At 38.4% G+C, this 15,857-nt stretch carries 16 protein-coding genes; 12 read left to right on the top strand and 4 right to left on the bottom strand.

What is annotated here, in order from left to right; genetic code table 11:
- The 5 genes from ACFIKE_RS00250 to ACFIKE_RS00230 form a co-directional block, all read left to right on the top strand.
- Window positions 1-418, top strand: a 418-nt coding sequence (locus ACFIKE_RS00250; RefSeq protein WP_375648117.1) for an AtpZ/AtpI family protein, incomplete at its 5' end; no start/stop codon positions are given.
- 7 nt (window positions 419-425) lie between these two features.
- The gene (locus tag ACFIKE_RS00245) at window positions 426-1,184 is read left to right on the top strand and encodes a F0F1 ATP synthase subunit A (protein ID WP_375625192.1); all 759 of its coding nucleotides are present in this window, start codon (window positions 426-428) and stop codon (window positions 1,182-1,184) included.
- A gap of 54 nt (window positions 1,185-1,238) precedes the next feature.
- Window positions 1,239-1,469 carry a F0F1 ATP synthase subunit C gene (locus ACFIKE_RS00240; RefSeq protein WP_005773968.1) on the top strand — a complete coding sequence of 77 codons (231 nt, stop codon included), beginning with the start codon at window positions 1,239-1,241 and terminating at the stop codon, window positions 1,467-1,469.
- Window positions 1,470-1,601: 132 nt separating this feature from the next.
- Entirely contained in the window at window positions 1,602-2,168 is a 567-nt protein-coding gene (locus ACFIKE_RS00235; RefSeq protein ID WP_375625674.1) for a F0F1 ATP synthase subunit B, read from the top strand.
- 11 nt (window positions 2,169-2,179) lie between these two features.
- Window positions 2,180-2,674, top strand: coding sequence for a F0F1 ATP synthase subunit B (locus tag ACFIKE_RS00230; RefSeq protein ID WP_375625676.1), 495 nt, complete (start codon window positions 2,180-2,182; stop codon window positions 2,672-2,674).
- A gap of 123 nt (window positions 2,675-2,797) precedes the next feature.
- On the opposite strand, the gene glyS is transcribed toward ACFIKE_RS00230, so the two are convergent.
- The 4 genes from glyS to ACFIKE_RS00210 all read right to left on the bottom strand — a co-directional run bounded on the left by glyS (window position 2,798) and on the right by ACFIKE_RS00210 (window position 8,920).
- On the bottom strand, window positions 2,798-5,020 hold the full coding sequence (gene glyS / locus ACFIKE_RS00225) for a glycine--tRNA ligase subunit beta (RefSeq protein ID WP_375648116.1): 2,223 nt from the start codon (window positions 5,018-5,020) through the stop codon (window positions 2,798-2,800).
- On the bottom strand, window positions 5,020-5,961 hold the full coding sequence (locus ACFIKE_RS00220; RefSeq protein WP_375625678.1) for a glycine--tRNA ligase subunit alpha: 942 nt from the start codon (window positions 5,959-5,961) through the stop codon (window positions 5,020-5,022). The genes glyS and ACFIKE_RS00220 overlap by 1 nt, the downstream gene beginning before the upstream one ends.
- A gap of 92 nt (window positions 5,962-6,053) precedes the next feature.
- Complete coding sequence (locus ACFIKE_RS00215) at window positions 6,054-7,748, bottom strand: tetratricopeptide repeat protein (protein ID WP_375625142.1); 1,695 nt, start codon at window positions 7,746-7,748, stop codon at window positions 6,054-6,056.
- 95 nt (window positions 7,749-7,843) lie between these two features.
- Window positions 7,844-8,920 (bottom strand): polyprenyl synthetase family protein, encoded by a 1,077-nt coding sequence (locus ACFIKE_RS00210; RefSeq protein ID WP_375648115.1) that lies wholly within the window; start codon window positions 8,918-8,920, stop codon window positions 7,844-7,846.
- 179 nt (window positions 8,921-9,099) lie between these two features.
- Between ACFIKE_RS00210 and ACFIKE_RS00205 the strand changes: the two genes are divergently transcribed.
- The 7 genes from ACFIKE_RS00205 to ACFIKE_RS00175 all read left to right on the top strand — a co-directional run.
- Window positions 9,100-9,888 (top strand): tRNA1(Val) (adenine(37)-N6)-methyltransferase, encoded by a 789-nt coding sequence (locus ACFIKE_RS00205; RefSeq protein ID WP_375648114.1) that lies wholly within the window; start codon window positions 9,100-9,102, stop codon window positions 9,886-9,888.
- A gap of 192 nt (window positions 9,889-10,080) precedes the next feature.
- Window positions 10,081-10,929 carry a S49 family peptidase gene (locus ACFIKE_RS00200; RefSeq protein ID WP_012754808.1) on the top strand — a complete coding sequence of 283 codons (849 nt, stop codon included), beginning with the start codon at window positions 10,081-10,083 and terminating at the stop codon, window positions 10,927-10,929.
- A 242-nt stretch (window positions 10,930-11,171) separates the two neighbouring features.
- A complete protein-coding gene (locus ACFIKE_RS00195) occupies window positions 11,172-12,080 on the top strand; it encodes a 4-(cytidine 5'-diphospho)-2-C-methyl-D-erythritol kinase (RefSeq protein ID WP_375625139.1) in 909 nt (302 codons plus the stop codon).
- Window positions 12,081-12,245: 165 nt separating this feature from the next.
- Complete coding sequence (locus ACFIKE_RS00190) at window positions 12,246-12,920, top strand: ribonuclease HII (RefSeq protein WP_375648113.1); 675 nt, start codon at window positions 12,246-12,248, stop codon at window positions 12,918-12,920.
- Window positions 12,917-13,897: an L-threonylcarbamoyladenylate synthase gene (locus tag ACFIKE_RS00185; RefSeq protein ID WP_375648112.1), complete on the top strand. Its 981-nt coding sequence runs from the start codon at window positions 12,917-12,919 to the stop codon at window positions 13,895-13,897. Before ACFIKE_RS00190 ends, ACFIKE_RS00185 begins: the two co-directional genes overlap by 4 nt.
- A complete protein-coding gene (locus tag ACFIKE_RS00180) occupies window positions 13,882-15,291 on the top strand; it encodes an FAD-binding oxidoreductase (RefSeq protein ID WP_375625136.1) in 1,410 nt (469 codons plus the stop codon). Before ACFIKE_RS00185 ends, ACFIKE_RS00180 begins: the two co-directional genes overlap by 16 nt.
- 144 nt (window positions 15,292-15,435) lie before the next feature.
- Window positions 15,436-15,857: DUF6101 family protein (locus ACFIKE_RS00175; RefSeq protein ID WP_375648111.1), on the top strand; the 422-nt coding region annotated here is incomplete at its 3' end.

Raw genomic sequence — 15,857 nt, 5'->3', positions numbered from 1 at the left:
ACCCGTTATAAGCCGTAAGGAGGCTGAAGAGGAAAAGCAAGGAGAATGTCTTCATTCAGAGGATTTGGAATGTCGTAGTAGGAACTTAAGCGTAGCTTTAGTGCGCAAGCAGGCATTAAAGAAGCGGGAGCATAAGAATAAGCGGGAAAAATCACAAGGAGGGATGGCAGATGCAATTAAGCTTTCCAGTGAGTTTCTGGCGAGTGTTATAGTTGGTGTTGTTTTGGGGTTGGGGTTTGACAAGTTAGCAGGTTCGTATCCTTGGGGATTGGTATTTTTCCTCTTCTTTGGATTTGCTGCTGGTATAGTGAGTATTCTTCGGTCTGTGGGGTATGTTTCCTCCAGTCAATTGGGAAAAAAAGGCGTATCGCGCCAAGATAAACAAGATAAAGGGGCCAATGAGAGGTCCGATAAATGAGGTTGAAGTGACAGCGCACGCTCCAGATCCTATTCATCAGTTTGAGATTTCAAGGCTGATTAAGATTTCCATAGGAAATATGGATTTATCGTTTACAAATGTATCATTGTTTACAGTCCTCACGGTTGTTATAACTTCTATTTTTCTCTTTATTTCATCATCGAGTCGTGGATTGGTTCCAACGCGGATGCAGTCTCTTTCGGAAATGGCATATGAATTTGTAGCATCGACTCTGCGGGAATCATCTGGTGTGCAGGGAATGCAGTTTTTTCCTTTAGTTTTTTCTCTGTTTACTTTTATTTTGGTTGCTAACTTTATTGGTCTCTTTCCTTATTTTTATACGGTTACGTCTCAAATCATGATCACGTTTTCGTTAGCAATGGTGGTAATTTTGACGGTGATTGGTTATGGCTTTTATAAGCATGGGGTCAGTTTTTTGAAACTGTTCGTTCCCAGTGGAGTTCCTGTTGTGGTTTTGCCTTTGGTGACAATGATTGAGGTTATTTCTTTTCTCTCCCGTCCAATTAGTCTTTCTCTTCGTCTTTTTGCGAATATGCTTGCTGGTCATATTACGCTTAAAGTGTTTTCTGGGTTTGTTGTTTCAATGATTGGGGTAGGACTCGTAGGTGTGGGTGGTTCGATTTTACCGCTTATTATGACTGTAGCAATTACTGCTCTTGAGTTTTTGGTCGCATTTCTTCAGGCTTACGTCTTTACGGTTTTAACTTGTATGTATCTTAATGATGCAATTCATCCAGGACATTAATAGAATTGGCGGTTTTCCGTCGAATAATGCAATTTCGCTTTAAAGGAGAATAACATGGAAATGGTGCTTGCAGCAAAATATATTGGCGCTGGTCTTGCTTGCTTTGGTATGGCTGGAACAGCTTTAGGACTTGGTAATATTTTTGGTAGCTATCTTTCTGGTGCATTACGAAATCCATCAGCGGCAGATAGTCAGTTTGGACGTCTCGTCTTTGGTTTTGCTGTAACAGAAGCTTTGGGAATTTTTTCACTGCTCATTGCTTTACTACTTCTTTTTGGGGTTTAATCATCATCAAAAGGGTATATCTGTTCTTGCACGAGGAAAGGTTTACCCTTTTAAGCTCTTAACCAGAGAGATGTTAGTCAGTTATCATCGGTTATAGAGGGCTTTAATAAGCTATGTAAAGGATGAAAGAAGATGTTTGTTTCAAGCGCTTATGCACAGAACACTGAAACGTCGATAGAACATGTTAAAAAGGTGGCAGAGCATGCAAATCGTGTGTTTCCGCCTTTTGATTTTGTACATTTTGGTTCGCATTTTTTCTGGTTGGCAATTTCTTTCGGACTTTTTTATCTTTTTATCTCTCGTGTAATTGTACCACGTATTGGTGGTGTTATTGAAACACGGCGAGATCGAATCGCATCTGATTTAGATCAGGCAATGCGCATGAAGCAGGAAGCAGACATTGTTGTTGAAACTTATGAGCGGAAATTAGCAGAAGCGCGTTTGAAAGCGCATGCTATAGCGCAGGTGGCTAGTGAAGAATTAAAAGAAAAAGCAGAGCTTGAACGAAAAGAAATTGAAGAGAGTTTAGAAAAAAAACTCGCAGATGCTGAAAAACAGATAGCAAAAATTCGGGATAAAGCGATGCAAAATGTTGGTTCTATCGCTGAAGAAGTAGCTCTTGAAATTGTGAAAAAATTGATTGACGTTGATATTAGCAAAGAGGCTGTTCGTTCAGTTGTTAAAGCTGCGGATTATTGAGGAAGAGAAAAATGACTGATACTTTTTGGGCATTTGTTGGGTTAGTTCTTTTTTTAGCTCTTTTAGTCTATTTCCAAATTCCACAGAAGCTTATACACCATCTTGATGCACGCGCGAAGCGTATCAAAGATGAGCTGGATGAGGCTCTGCGTCTTCGTGAAGAAGCACAGGAAATATTGGCTGAATATCAACGCAAACATGCAGAAGCAGAAAAAGACGCGCAAGAAATTATTGCAGCAGCAAAACATGAAGTTGAATCTGTTATTGCTGAGGCTCGTACAAAAGCAGAAGAATATGTAAAAAACCGCAATAAATTGGCAGAGCAAAAAATCGCTCAAGCAGAAGCGGATGCGATACGCATGGTTTCTTCATCGGCTATTGATTTGGCAATTTCTACAGCACGTATCCTTATTGCAAAGGAATTAGATTCTAACAAGGCAGATGAACTTATTAAAGAGTCTCTTGAGAAAGAATCATTTATCAAAATGAAAACATATCTTAATTAATGATATTTGAGAGATAAAAATGGCCTCTTTGGTTGCATAATTTTCTCAAGATTAATTAATAAAAGTCATAAAAAAGAAAAATTTATCTTCATTATTTTTACCAGTTAATAGGACATTTTGATTCTAAATGACAAGTTTTGAAAAATCCGCAACCGATTGTGTAACAATGTGAGTACGTTTGAGAAGAGCAAGGCGGTTAGCACGAACATCAGGTTTTTTATCATTCACCAATACCTTTTCAAAAAATATATCAATCAATTTCCCAAGTGGCGCTAGCACACTGAGTGCAAATGATAAATTTGTCGCATTGATGGGAGCAAGAGCTTGTTTTTCTACTTCACAGATTGCATGATAGAGCTGCTTTTCTTCTTTCTCGACAAAGAGCTCAGGATTAATTTCATTCGCTATTGCCGTGCTTTTTTGAAATTCATTTTCAAGAATATTGGCAGTACGTTTTACAGAGGCTACAAAGTTCATTCCATCATGGGTATTGATAAAAGCGATAAGCGATTCGACACGACGTGCAACCAATAAAAAATCATCAGAATCTTTATTTAAAATCGCTTCAAGAGCGTCATAACGAGCACCTTCCTCTTTTAGATAGATTTTTAAACGGTCATGAAAAAAGAATAACAGGTCTGATAAAATATATTTTGTTTTTTCTGGAAGTAGATTCTGTAATTGTGAATTTTCTCTTTGAGAAATCTCATATTTATTTTTTTGTTGTAAGAAAAGATTCATTGCGAACTGAAACAGTGGCATAAGATTGATTTTCCAATCTCGCGAAAGTACAAGCCTAATAACTCCCAATGCTGCTCGTCTTAACGCATAGGGATCTTTTGAGCCCGTTGGTTTTTCATTAATGAGCCAAAAGCCAACGAGCATGTCAATTTTGTCGGCGAGCATAACGGTTATAGCAAGCGGTTCTTGTGGAAGACGATCTGTTGGTCCTTGAGGTTTATAATGGTCCTCGATTGCTACAGCTACGCGAGGATCTTCCCCTTGAAGAAGGGCATATTTTTGCCCCATAACCCCTTGTAGTTCAGGAAACTCTCCGACAATTTCTGTTTGCAAATCAGCTTTTGCAAGGATTGCTGCACGTTTTGCTAAAAGAGGATCTGTCTGTATTAAAGGTGCAATTTCTTGTGCGAGTGTAGCAATGCGTTCTACTCTTGCACCTTGCGTACCTAATTTAGCATGAAAAGTTACATTCAAATGATCAAGTCGCGCCATTCTTTGATCAAGAGGTTTTTTTATATCAAGATCAAATTTTTTTATAGAAGATTCTAATTGTTGAATATCAGGCAAATCACGCTGATCGGTTTGCCAAAAATAAAGTGCATCAGAAAGACGGGCACGGACAACCTTACTATTTCCTTTTGAAATTTCTTTGCCTTCATCATTTGAAAGAATATTAGAAACGAGAATAAAATGATGAGAAAGTTTTACTTTTTCTCCTTGTTTACGGGTAACAAAACATTTTTGATTAGCTCGAATGGTCAAGCGAATAATTTCTGGAGGAATATCAAGGAATGATTGGTCAAAATCACCCATCAGGATAACAGGCCATTCAACAAGACCAGCAACTTCTTCTAGGAGGGGATTGTCTTGAACTAGTTCTAAACCGTTGGCAAAGCAGAGATTTTGGGCATCAGCTAAAATAATATTCTTTCGTCTCTCGGCATCCAGAATGACTTTATGGGTTTCAAGTTGAGTAACATAATCATCAAAGCGGCGCACTTGAAATGGCTTTCCATCACTTAAGAAACGATGACCATAAGTTAAATTATTGCTTTTAAGAGAACCAATTGTAAACGGAATAACATGTGTTTCACCAATTTCTGGTCCGAAGACGCAAAGAATGTTTTGTAAAGGTCGAATCCACTTCAGAGCACCATTTTGTGCTGAATCTTTTCCCCAACGCATAGATTTCGGCCACGGAAAGTTGCGGATAATATTCGGTAAAATATCGGCAATAATTTCCTCTGCAGCTCGACCTTTTTTAACAATTTTAGCAATATAAAAATGACCTTTTTTATCATCATGTCCAATATGTGCTTCAGAAATATCGTTTAATCCTGTTGCACGTAGAAAACCATCAATTACATGCTGTGGTGATTTTATACTAGGACCTCTTCGTTCTTCATGGATATCTTTTGAGCGTATTGAAAGTCCGCGTATGTCCAATGTTAGCCGACGAGGTGTCCAATATTCACGAGCAGCTTCATAGATCAATCCAGCATTCACAAGTTGATCTGTAACAGATTTTTTGAGATCAGCAGCAGCTTTTCGTTGCATACGTGCAGGTATTTCTTCACTGAAAAGTTCAAGAAGAAGATCAGACATTAGGCTTCTCCAGTATATATTTGTCCAGCTTCTGTGAGTAAGAAGGCTTCCCCACAACGGCGCGCGAGATCACGAACGCGAAGAATGTAGTTTTGTCGTTCGGTTACAGAAATAACGCCACGTGCTTGCAAAAGATTAAAGATATGGCTCGCTTTAATACATTGATCATAAGCAGGAAAAACACAGCGATGTAATATATTTTCTTTATTTGGTTTTCCAGCATCAAGAAGTGCGCTGCATTCGCGTTCTGCATCGATAAAGTGCTGATGTAGCAGTTTTGTATCAGCAAATTCGAAGTTGTAATATGAGTATTCCTGTTCTGCCTGTAAAAAAATATCTCTATAACTTATTTTGTTTTCTCCCTCCAAACCATTAAAGTTAAGGTCATAGACGTTATCAACCCCTTGGATATACATCGCTAGACGCTCAAGACCGTATGTGAGTTCCCCTGAAACTGGAGCGCATTCAATGCCACAAACTTGTTGAAAATAAGTAAATTGAGAGACTTCCATTCCATCGCACCAGCATTCCCATCCAAGTCCCCAAGCACCAAGGGTAGGACTTTCCCAATCATCTTCAACAAAGCGAATATCATGCAGTTTTGTATCAAGCCCGATAGCTTGTAGCGACTTTATATAAAGTTCTTGTAGATTGAGCGGAGAGGGTTTGAGAAGCACTTGGAACTGATAATAGTGTTGTAAACGATTTGGATTCTTACCATATCGGCCATCTGTTGGACGTCGAGAGGGTTGGACATAAGCAACTTGCCAAGGACGTGGACCTAGAGAGCGTAATGTTGTTGCGGGATGAAAAGTCCCAGCTCCGACTTCCATATCGTAAGGTTGCAAAATTGCACATCCATAGTGTGCCCAATAATTTTGCAAAGTTAAGATTAGTCCCTGAAAAGAACGTTTGGGGTTAAGATGTTCAGGCAGTTTCACGCTTTATACTCTTTATATTGGACTAAACAAAAAACCAAAATAATTTTAGTTTCTCTGTTTATTATTTCATGTGGTTTATGGTTAAGCGTCGTTTATTGCAAACCAAATTTCAACTTTTCTTGAATTTGTTCAGAATTTTCTGGTTTTCCATCAATTGCGTGGTTCCATTGAAAGATTGCTTCACGTTTACGCCCAACTTTCCAATAGGCATCCCCTAAATGATCATTCAGTGTTGGGTCCTCTGGTTGTAATCTGACAGCATTTTCTAATATTTGCACTGCTTTATTATATTCTTTTAGTTTATAATAAGCCCATCCTAAAGAATCGAGAATATGACTGTTGTGAGCTTGCAAAGCAGAAGCTTTTTGCAGCATACGGAGCGATTCTTCAAGCTTTTCACCACGTTCTACAAGGGAATAGGCTAAATAATTAAGAACCTGCGGTTGGTTTGGAAAAAAATCAAGTGATTTTCTCAAGTCAATTTCTGCTTTTGGCCATTGCTTTAAACGTTCAAAAGCAATACCACGCTGATAAAAGAGTTTCCAATCGTCCTGCTGAAAGTTTTTTATCTGGGCAATAGCGGTGTCTAGAGTTTTAATGGCCTCAAGAAATTTATTGTCCTGCATATAAAAAGCAACGAGCGTTATCAAAATATTACGATCATTGGGAAATTTTTCATTTAACAATGTGAGTAATTTTATTGCTTCTTTGTAATTGTTGTTATTGGCAAGAAGGAATGCAAGATGAAGTTGTCCATCTTTATAATAAGCAGATTTAGGGGATAATGCGCGATAAAGTTTAATTGCTTGATGAGGATCACTCAATTTAGCAGAGATGTGTGCGAGCTGAAACAGTGTTGCGTCATTTTGAGGGTATAAGGCGAAAGATAATTGCTTAAAAATACGTGCGATTCGTCCTGAGTTTTTGTGGTTGAGGGCAGTTCCAAAATTATATAATACCTCGGCTGCTCCTTGTTGAGGTGTTTTAATAACTCTCTCTAAGAAAGAATTTTTTTCAATTTTTTCTCGAAAGTTTTTAAGGACTTCTCGACCTGACAACATTTGTTCGCCATGTTGGATTGTTTGAAGAGCTTGGTTACGCATATTATGGCGCAATTGGAATGAGGCATAGGCTATGATAATACGTTCATAGGTATTGGGAGCGATAAGAGTCCCCTGTTTGTTACTAAGTGCTTTAATGAAATATTTTTTTGCATCCTTTGGCTGTTCTGCGAGATCGCTCATAAGTGCTAGATGATAAGATATAAAAAGGTCATACCAGACGGGACCTTTGAGTTTCTTAAGATCAGCGATTGCCTGAGATTTTTGTCCAGATCCAAATTTAATCCAAGCACCGATGAGTTCAGGTATTGGATTATTGGATTTCGGAGGTTCTTTTGATTGCAGAAGAAAATTGGCATTCTTATAGTCTTTTTTGATGAGACTTTCTACTGACAAAGTTAAGGAAACAAAGGGAGTTATAACATCTTGCTCTTTGAGTTTTTGGGCTTGTTGGACAGCTTCTTTAAAGTTTCCGACCGAGAGCATAGCTTCAAGGAGCTCTTTTTGTGTTTCAATGTTATCAGGTTGATAAACGAGTGCTTGTTTAAAGTAATTGATAGCAAGTTCTGTTTTATTTTCATGATTTGCAACCCTTCCAGCTAAATAAGCACCTGTAAATGAGCTTGTATGAATTGCGGTGCTTATTTTACTGTAGGTGGGGAATGGCATCAGCATGATACCCACGATAAAGAGGGTAAAAAGTCGGGATACCGTTGCAGAGCACATGGAGCTAATCCTTTTCAAGATAATTAATCGATGGTGTTGTTTATAGGTCATATCTCATTACTTTATTGAGAAATACTGTGATTCTTGCAAAGAATTCAGTTTACGCGCGCAATACAAAATTCAACAGTTTCAACGAGAGCATTGTAAGCAAGATTTTCGTTCATGGGAACAAGAGCATCAATTGCACGTTTTCCGTAGATGCGTGCTTGTTCTATTGTATCTGTGATACTATCATACTTTTCTATTAAGTGTTGCGCGTGTGCGAAGGCTTCATTATTGTTATTGCCATCTTCAAGTGCTTGTTTCCAGAAATTTTTTTCTACTATATTTCCACGTTCATATGCGATAATAACAGGCATTGTTATTTTTCCTTCTCTAAAATCATCCCCTATATTTTTTCCTAAGTTTTGAGCACTACCGCTATAGTCAAGTGCATCATCAATCAATTGGAAAGCTAAACCTAAAGATGTTCCATATTCACGTAATGAAGAACGCTCTTTATGTCCATAGCCAGCAACAATCGGTCCTACTTCAGCGGCTGCTGAAAAAAGGGCGGCTGTTTTGGCATTGATGATTTTGAGATAGTCTGAAGGGCTGGTTTTGATATTTTTTGCAGCAGAAAGTTGCATAACTTCTCCTTCAGCAATAATTGCAGCAGCATTCGCTAGGACAGAGAGCGCTTCTATGGAACCGACATCGACCATCATTTTAAAAGCCTGACCCAACAGGAAATCACCAACAAGTACACTTGCTTGATTTCCCCAAATCATCCGTGCCGTGGATTTTCCACGTCGCAAATTACTTTCATCAATCACATCATCGTGTAGTAATGTGGCTGTATGCATAAATTCAACAGCTGTTGCGAGTTTTATATGCCCGTCACTTTGATAACCGAACATATGAGCAGAAGCGAGCGTAATCATTGGACGTAATCGCTTTCCACCTGATGAAATAAGATGGTTAGAAATTTCAGGGATCATCTCAACCTCTGATTTTGCCATAGAGAGAATAAATTGATTTACGCGCTCCATATCTTTTTGAGTAAGGTTGACAAGAGATTGAAGAGAAATTTGATTATTTCTTATTTGTTCTGGTTTGATAGCTGCGCTCAATGTGTTTACTCCTAGAGTATTGCAATGGACATATATAAAATTTACTTTATTTACTAGCATAAAGGGGGTTTGGTTTTGACTCAAGCTTTTGATGTCATTTAAAAGTGTTAGCTTGGAATGTTGTTGGCAAGAAATGTTCTTTAGCGAGTGTAATCTTATTGTTATGAAATAATAAAAAATTTAAAATAGCAGCTGAATGGCAAAAATGCAGTTTATAAAGGTGAGCATTAGGCTTTTAAATGGATAAAACAACGAATCAGAGTGGTGAAACAATAGACAGTTTTCACCGCGGGAAATTTTATTTGGTTCAACCCCATAAATATGGTCATCGTTCTGGAATGGATGCGATGTTGTTAGCTGGTTTGGTTCCAAGTAATTTAAAGGGCAAGGTTGTTGATTTAGGTGCAGGCGCTGGAGCTGCAGGGTTGGCTGTTGCTTCGCGTTGTCTGAAAGTTCATGTTACCTTAGTTGAACGTTCAGCTTTTATGGTATCTTACGCTCAAAAAACGCTTATGCTAAAACAAAATAAACAATTTTCTAGCCGAGTTTGTTTGCTAGAAGCAGATGTTACCTTCAAAGGGAATGCCCGTATAAAAGCAGGTTTGATAGATAATAGCTTTGATTTTGCGATTATGAATCCACCTTTTAATAATCCTACTGATCGCAAGACACCTGATAAACAAAAATCTGAAGCACATGTTATGTCTGAAGCGATGTTTGATAACTGGTTGCGGAGTGCAGCAGCCATTGTTAAGCCAGGTGGATACTTAGGGCTTATTGCACGTCCACAATCGCTGACAGATATTTTGCGTGCTTTAGAAGGGCGTTTTGGTGGTATTTGTATAATTCCTGTGCATGCACGTGCGAAAACAGCAGCAATTCGTCTTTTATTTTACGCAAAACGAGGAAGCCGAGCAGCTTTATCTATTTTACCGGCATTGATTATACATGAAGGTAATGACCATACTTTTTCACCCCGAGTTGATGCAATTAATAATGGATATATAAGCTTGTGGGAACTTTTCTAATAGTATCTTGTGTTTTTTAGTTTATTATTTAAAGTCTACACTTTGTCATTAGGGAGGTTTAGCTTTTGGGTGAAGTTATATTTCTGGTTGTAATGTGGGGATTGATTGGCGCTTTTGGATGGTATCACGTTGTTCCTTTTTGTTGTCCTTGCCTATTTAATTGTTCTTAATTTATAAGGAGATTTTGTTTTGATGGATTTTATTAAAAGTTTTATTCCACGCCGTTTTTCTTCCGATAAACTTGAAATTCCTGTGGTGCGCCTTCAAGGAGCAATTATGGATTCATCAGCATCTATATCCCGGACCCTTTCCCTCAGTAGGTGTGCAAATCTTTTAGAGAAGGCTTTCGCACACAAAAAGTCACCGGCTGTTGCACTTATTATTAATTCTCCTGGTGGTTCACCTGTACAATCGCGTTTTATCTTCAAGCGTATTCGTGACTTGGCAGAAGAAAAAAATAAAAAGGTTCTTGTGTTTATTGAAGATATTGCAGCATCCGGTGGTTATATGATTGCTTGTGCGGGGGATGAAATTTTTGCAGATCCTTCTTCAATTGTTGGTTCCATTGGAGTGGTTTCAGCTTCTTTTGGTTTTCCGGAGCTTTTGAAGAAAATTGGTATCGAACGGCGTGTATACACGGCAGGAAAGAACAAAGTTACATTAGATCCATTTCAGCCAGAAAAAAAGGCGGATATCGAGCATTTGAAATCTCTCCAACTTGAAGTGCATCAAACTTTTATCGATTTGGTTAAAGAACGGCGTGCTGAAAAATTATCAGATGATTCGAATCTCTTTACAGGAATGTTTTGGAGTGGAAAACAAAGCGTTGAGCTTGGTCTGGTTGATGGATTAAATGATGTACGTTCTGTTATTAAGGAGCGCTTTGGTAATGATGCAAAACTTCGACTTATTATGCCTCCAAAAAGTTTCTTAGGACCTAAAACGCCTTCAGGAGTGACGGCACATACGGTTTATACAGTCGTTGACAGTGCATTGATGGCAGCAGAAGAGCGAGCACTTTGGCAGCGTTATGGTTTGTAATGGAAAGGATCATTCAAGCCAGAGGGATTTTTATCTAAAAACAGATTTTAGAAGAAAAAAGGCTTGAAATGATACGAATGAGAACATGTCGTTTATTTTGTATGAGTGCTCTTCATATTTATTGTTTGTTTAGAAAACGATTAAGAATATTCCAAACTGTTTATAGTGCTTGTGCTAATAAAAAATATGGATAAAAGGGAGGAGTTTGTAAAAGAACCCTGTGTAGGTGGATATTACGTCATATGATATCAAATGTACAAGCTTCGTCCAAAAGACATTCCTATTTATTTACACCTATTAAATTGAATTTAGCTCTACATGTTGTGGGGCAACGTGCTGATGGGTATCATTTAATAGAAAGCTTGGTTTATTTTAGTCTTAGCGGTGATTGTTTACACTATGCACCTTGCGAAAATAATCAGTTTGTTTTGACGGGACCGTTTGCAAAAGGCCTTGTGTCTCATTTAGATAATTTGGTTATTCGCGCACGGGATTTTATGCATAATACTTTTTCTGAATGTGCTCAACCTGCTTTTTTTCGGCTTGTAAAAACATTACCTGTTGCTTCAGGCATTGGTGGTGGTTCAGGTGATGCAGCTGGGGTTATAAGCATGTTGCGTCAACAGTGGAATCTTGATTGCTCTTACCAAGAATTAGCAAAAATGAGCTTAGTTCTTGGTGCTGATGTTCCCATGTGTCTTTATGCATTAGAATATCAGCAGCCGCTTTTGGTCAAAGGAATTGGTCAAGAGATGATACAACTAAAGGGAGCCTGTTCTCTTGCAATAGTATTGGTTAATCATGGACAAGAGATTTCAACACAAACTGTTTTTAAAGCGTTAGAGAAGCGTCATAATCCTTCTTTAAAAATTAATACAGACGCTTTAAAGAGTGTTGATTCATTGGTTGAGGCTTTACAAGAAACGCGTAATGATCTTTTTTCTTCTGCATTAAAAATAGCACCTCAGTTAGCTGAAGTGTTATCTGTATTAGATGAATGTGGCGCTCTTTTTTCCCGCATGTCTGGAACGGGAGCAACTTGCTTTGGCATTTTTAAAAATAAACAAACAGCGCAACAAGCAGCTCTTTTTATCAAATCAATGCACCCAAATTGGTTTGTAAAACCGATCATGACTTTAGGAAATATCTGATAAATAAATATAAAAGCGTTTATTTCGTCATGATTTTATTATACACAATGAAAAAGGGTAACCAAAGAAATGTGTTTTTTATCTTTTGTGCAAGAATTTGCAGAATGTTTGGAGAGCCATTTAAAACTGTAATGCTTGCAAAAAATGATTAGGCTACAGAAATAGATGTATGTTTGTTGTATTTGTGATTTATCAAAGATGTTTAATGTTCCGCTTCAACCAAATTTTTCGTGCGAATTGGATTTGCAAAAACAGGGTTTTTTTCATATAGCAGGTGTTGATGAAGTAGGACGGGGGCCTCTCGCTGGACCTGTGGTAACGGCAGCAGTTATCTTGGATAAAGACCATATTCCTAATGGGTTAAATGATTCAAAAAAACTTTCTTTTCTCCAACGAAATAGACTTTATCATGAAATTTTGCAAAGTGCATTAGCGGTTTCAATCGCTAGTCTTTGTGCTCGTACAATTGATCAATCTAATATTAGAAAAGCAACTTTAGAGGCAATGCGTCGCTGTATTATGGGGTTAGCCATTCCAGCCCACTATGTCCTTGTTGATGGACGTGATATTCCTTCTGAGTTGTCCTGTCCTGCAATGGCATTGATTAAGGGCGATCAGCGTTCGGTTTCAATTGCAGCCGCATCTATTATTGCGAAAGTAACGCGTGATCGGATGATGGAGTGTGCAGGACAAGTTTATAAAGGGTATGGTTTAGAGAAGCATGTAGGTTATGCAACACTAGCGCATCGTGCAGCTCTTGATAAATATGGACCAATTATAGGATTACATCGTTATAGTTTTGCACCACTAAAAGAGTGTTATAGAAATGGTGTGTCATGACGATTCTACCACTTAATAGTGCTTCGATAAGAGAGGCAATAGCGCTTCTTGAACAAGGGAAGTTAGTAGCATTACCAACGGAAACTGTTTATGGATTAGCGGGCGATGCAACCAATGGGAGGGCAATTTATTCTATTTTTTCTACAAAGAGTCGTCCGCAAATTAATCCTCTTATTGCGCATGTCAGCGGCATCGAAATGGCGGAACGTTATGTTAAAATTGACTTTCTTTCACGCCAATTAATGGAAGAATTTTGGCCAGGGCCTTTGACATTGGTTTTGCCTTTAAAGGAACAGCATAATATTCATCCTTTAACAACCTCTGGTTTGAATACCTTGGCTGTTCGTTTTCCAGACAGTCGTTTTGCGGAAGTAGTACAACATTTTGGCCGCCCACTTGCTGCTCCTAGTGCGAATCAATCGGGGCGTCTTAGCCCTACTTCAGCTGAGGCTGTTTTTGCATCTTTAGGGGAATCTGTTCCTTTGATATTGGACGGAGGACCTGCTAAAATAGGGCTTGAATCAACGATTATTAAGATTTGTGATGAAAATATTTATCTTTTGCGTCCAGGGGGGCTTGCGGCTGATAAAATTGAAAAAGTTGTGGGGAAGTCTTTAAAACGGATAGATCAAAGGGCGGCGATTGAAGCTCCAGGGATGTTAAAGTCGCATTATGCTCCCAATGCCACGATTCGTTTGAATGTAGAAAAGGTGGAAAATGGTGAAGCGCTTTTAGCATTTGGTTCAAAGCGCGTTATGGGGGCTGAAAATGCCGTTTCTATTTTAAATCTTAGCGAAGATGGAAAGTTGGAAGAGGCAGCCTTTCATTTATTTCAATATATGAAGGAATTAGATTCATTTAAAGTGAGATGTATCGCAGTAGAACCTATTCCATCATACGGATTAGGGGAGGCGATCAATGATCGTCTTATACGGGCTGCGGCTCCAAAGGAGAAACAAACATGGAGCAGAAATTAATTGAGGGTTTTAGAGAAATTGTTGGTGCTAAGCATGCTATAACAGATCAAGCGTTGATTGCACCATATTTGCTTGAAGAGCGTGGGCTTTTTCATGGAAAAACACCTTTACTTTTACGTCCATCTTCTTGCGCACAGGTCTCATTGATTATGCAGCTAGCGAGCAAAACACGCACACCGATTGTGCCACAGGGTGGAAATACAGGGCTTGTGGGGGGACAACAACCAGATGAAAGAGGAGGGAGCGTTCTTTTATCCATGGAACGATTAAATAAGATTAGAACTATAAATATTGAGGGAAATTTTGTTGTTGTAGAGGCTGGTGTTATTTTACAGGATTTACAGAAAAAAGTGGATGAATCAGGTCGTTTTTTCCCTCTTTCTTTGGCATCTGAAGGTTCTTGTCAAGTAGGAGGAAATCTTTCGTCGAATGCTGGAGGGACAGCTGTTTTAGCCTATGGCAATATGCGTGATCTTTGTCTTGGTTTGGAAGTTGTTTTACCAGATGGCCGTATTTTAGATGATTTGCGTTTTGTTAAAAAAGACAATAGTGGTTACGATTTGAAAAATCTTTTTATTGGTGCAGAAGGCACATTGGGTGTTATAACCGCAGCCGTTTTGAAGATGTTTCCAAAAATAAAAGGAAAAGCTGTTGCTTTGGTGGGATTATATAGTCCGGCGAAGGCTTTAGAGTTTTTATCTCTGGCTCAAGAATATGGAGGAGGGATGTTGACAGGTTTTGAGCTCATGGGAAATCTCAGTTTGCAAATGGCTTTAGATTATAAGATGTGTGAGAAGCCTCCTCTTCAGCGGGAGCATGAATGGTATGTATTAATGAACATTTCATCATTGCAAGGCGATGATGAGGCGTTATCAGTACTGAGTATTATTTTAGAAGAAGCTTTAAAGAGTGCGGTGATAGAAGATGCAATTGTTGCACAATCTTTAAAACAGCAAGATTTTTTTTGGCAGTTGCGGGAAAGTATATCCTATGCACAAAAGTTAGCAGGAGGGTCCATTAAGCATGATATTGCGGTTCCACTTGCTTCTATTCCTGATTTTATTGCTGAGGCAGCGCTTATTGTTGAAGATATTTCTCCAGGAGCACGGGTGATTTGTTTTGGACACATGGGCGATGGAAATTTACATTATAATATTACACAACCTGTAGGAGCTGATACAACGGTGTTCTTGCAGTTATGGTCAAAAATGAATCATCGCATTCATAGTTTAGTAATGGACTATAGAGGTGCATTTTCTGCTGAGCATGGAATTGGTCAGCTTAAGCGCGAAGAACTTCGTTCTTTTAAATCGCCTGTTGCATTGGATATTATGCAAGGGATTAAAAAAACGCTCGATCCTTTAGGGATAATGAATCCCGGAAAAGTATTATAATTCAAGAATAGTGATCATGTATTTTTGTTTAGATTTTAATAACCAAAAAAGAAACCAGTTGTTTTTTATTCAAACTTTTAATAATCCAATGAGAAAAAGCTGCTAAAGGGTGTATGTTATTTAAGATAAATTGGGATAATGTATATGGCTAATCAATGCTTTAATCAGGCAAAAGCGGTGCTTGAATTTCGGTTAGATCCGTGCCATTTGCCACAAACGACGACATATTTTTCATCCAAAACGGGTAATCAGGTTATTTGTTCGTTAAATGAGCGTGGTGTTTCTTTTAAAACGGATATGCCTTCAAGCTTATCGCATTTAATACCGCCTTATCATTTCCAAGGAATTGCAGCACGTACCGTAAAAACGCGTTCAGGAGAAAGAGCTGTTGCATTAGAATTACTTCATGCTGATGAGGAAGCTTGTATACCGCTTTTGGTTTCCAGAGATTTGAATAATGTTCTTCTGGATTGGCGATTATGGGCGGATACTTATGGCCTCCCCATGCTTATGATCAATGAAGATAATCGCATTCTGGTTGTAAAAGATCGTTCTGATTTACATCG

Origin of the sequence: Bartonella sp. MU70NMGDW (genome assembly GCF_042194085.1) — a bacterium.
GTDB lineage: Bacteria > Pseudomonadota > Alphaproteobacteria > Rhizobiales > Rhizobiaceae > Bartonella > Bartonella grahamii.
The sequence above is the reverse complement of the archived record's forward strand: the minus strand, read 5'-3'. Positions and strand labels throughout refer to the sequence as shown.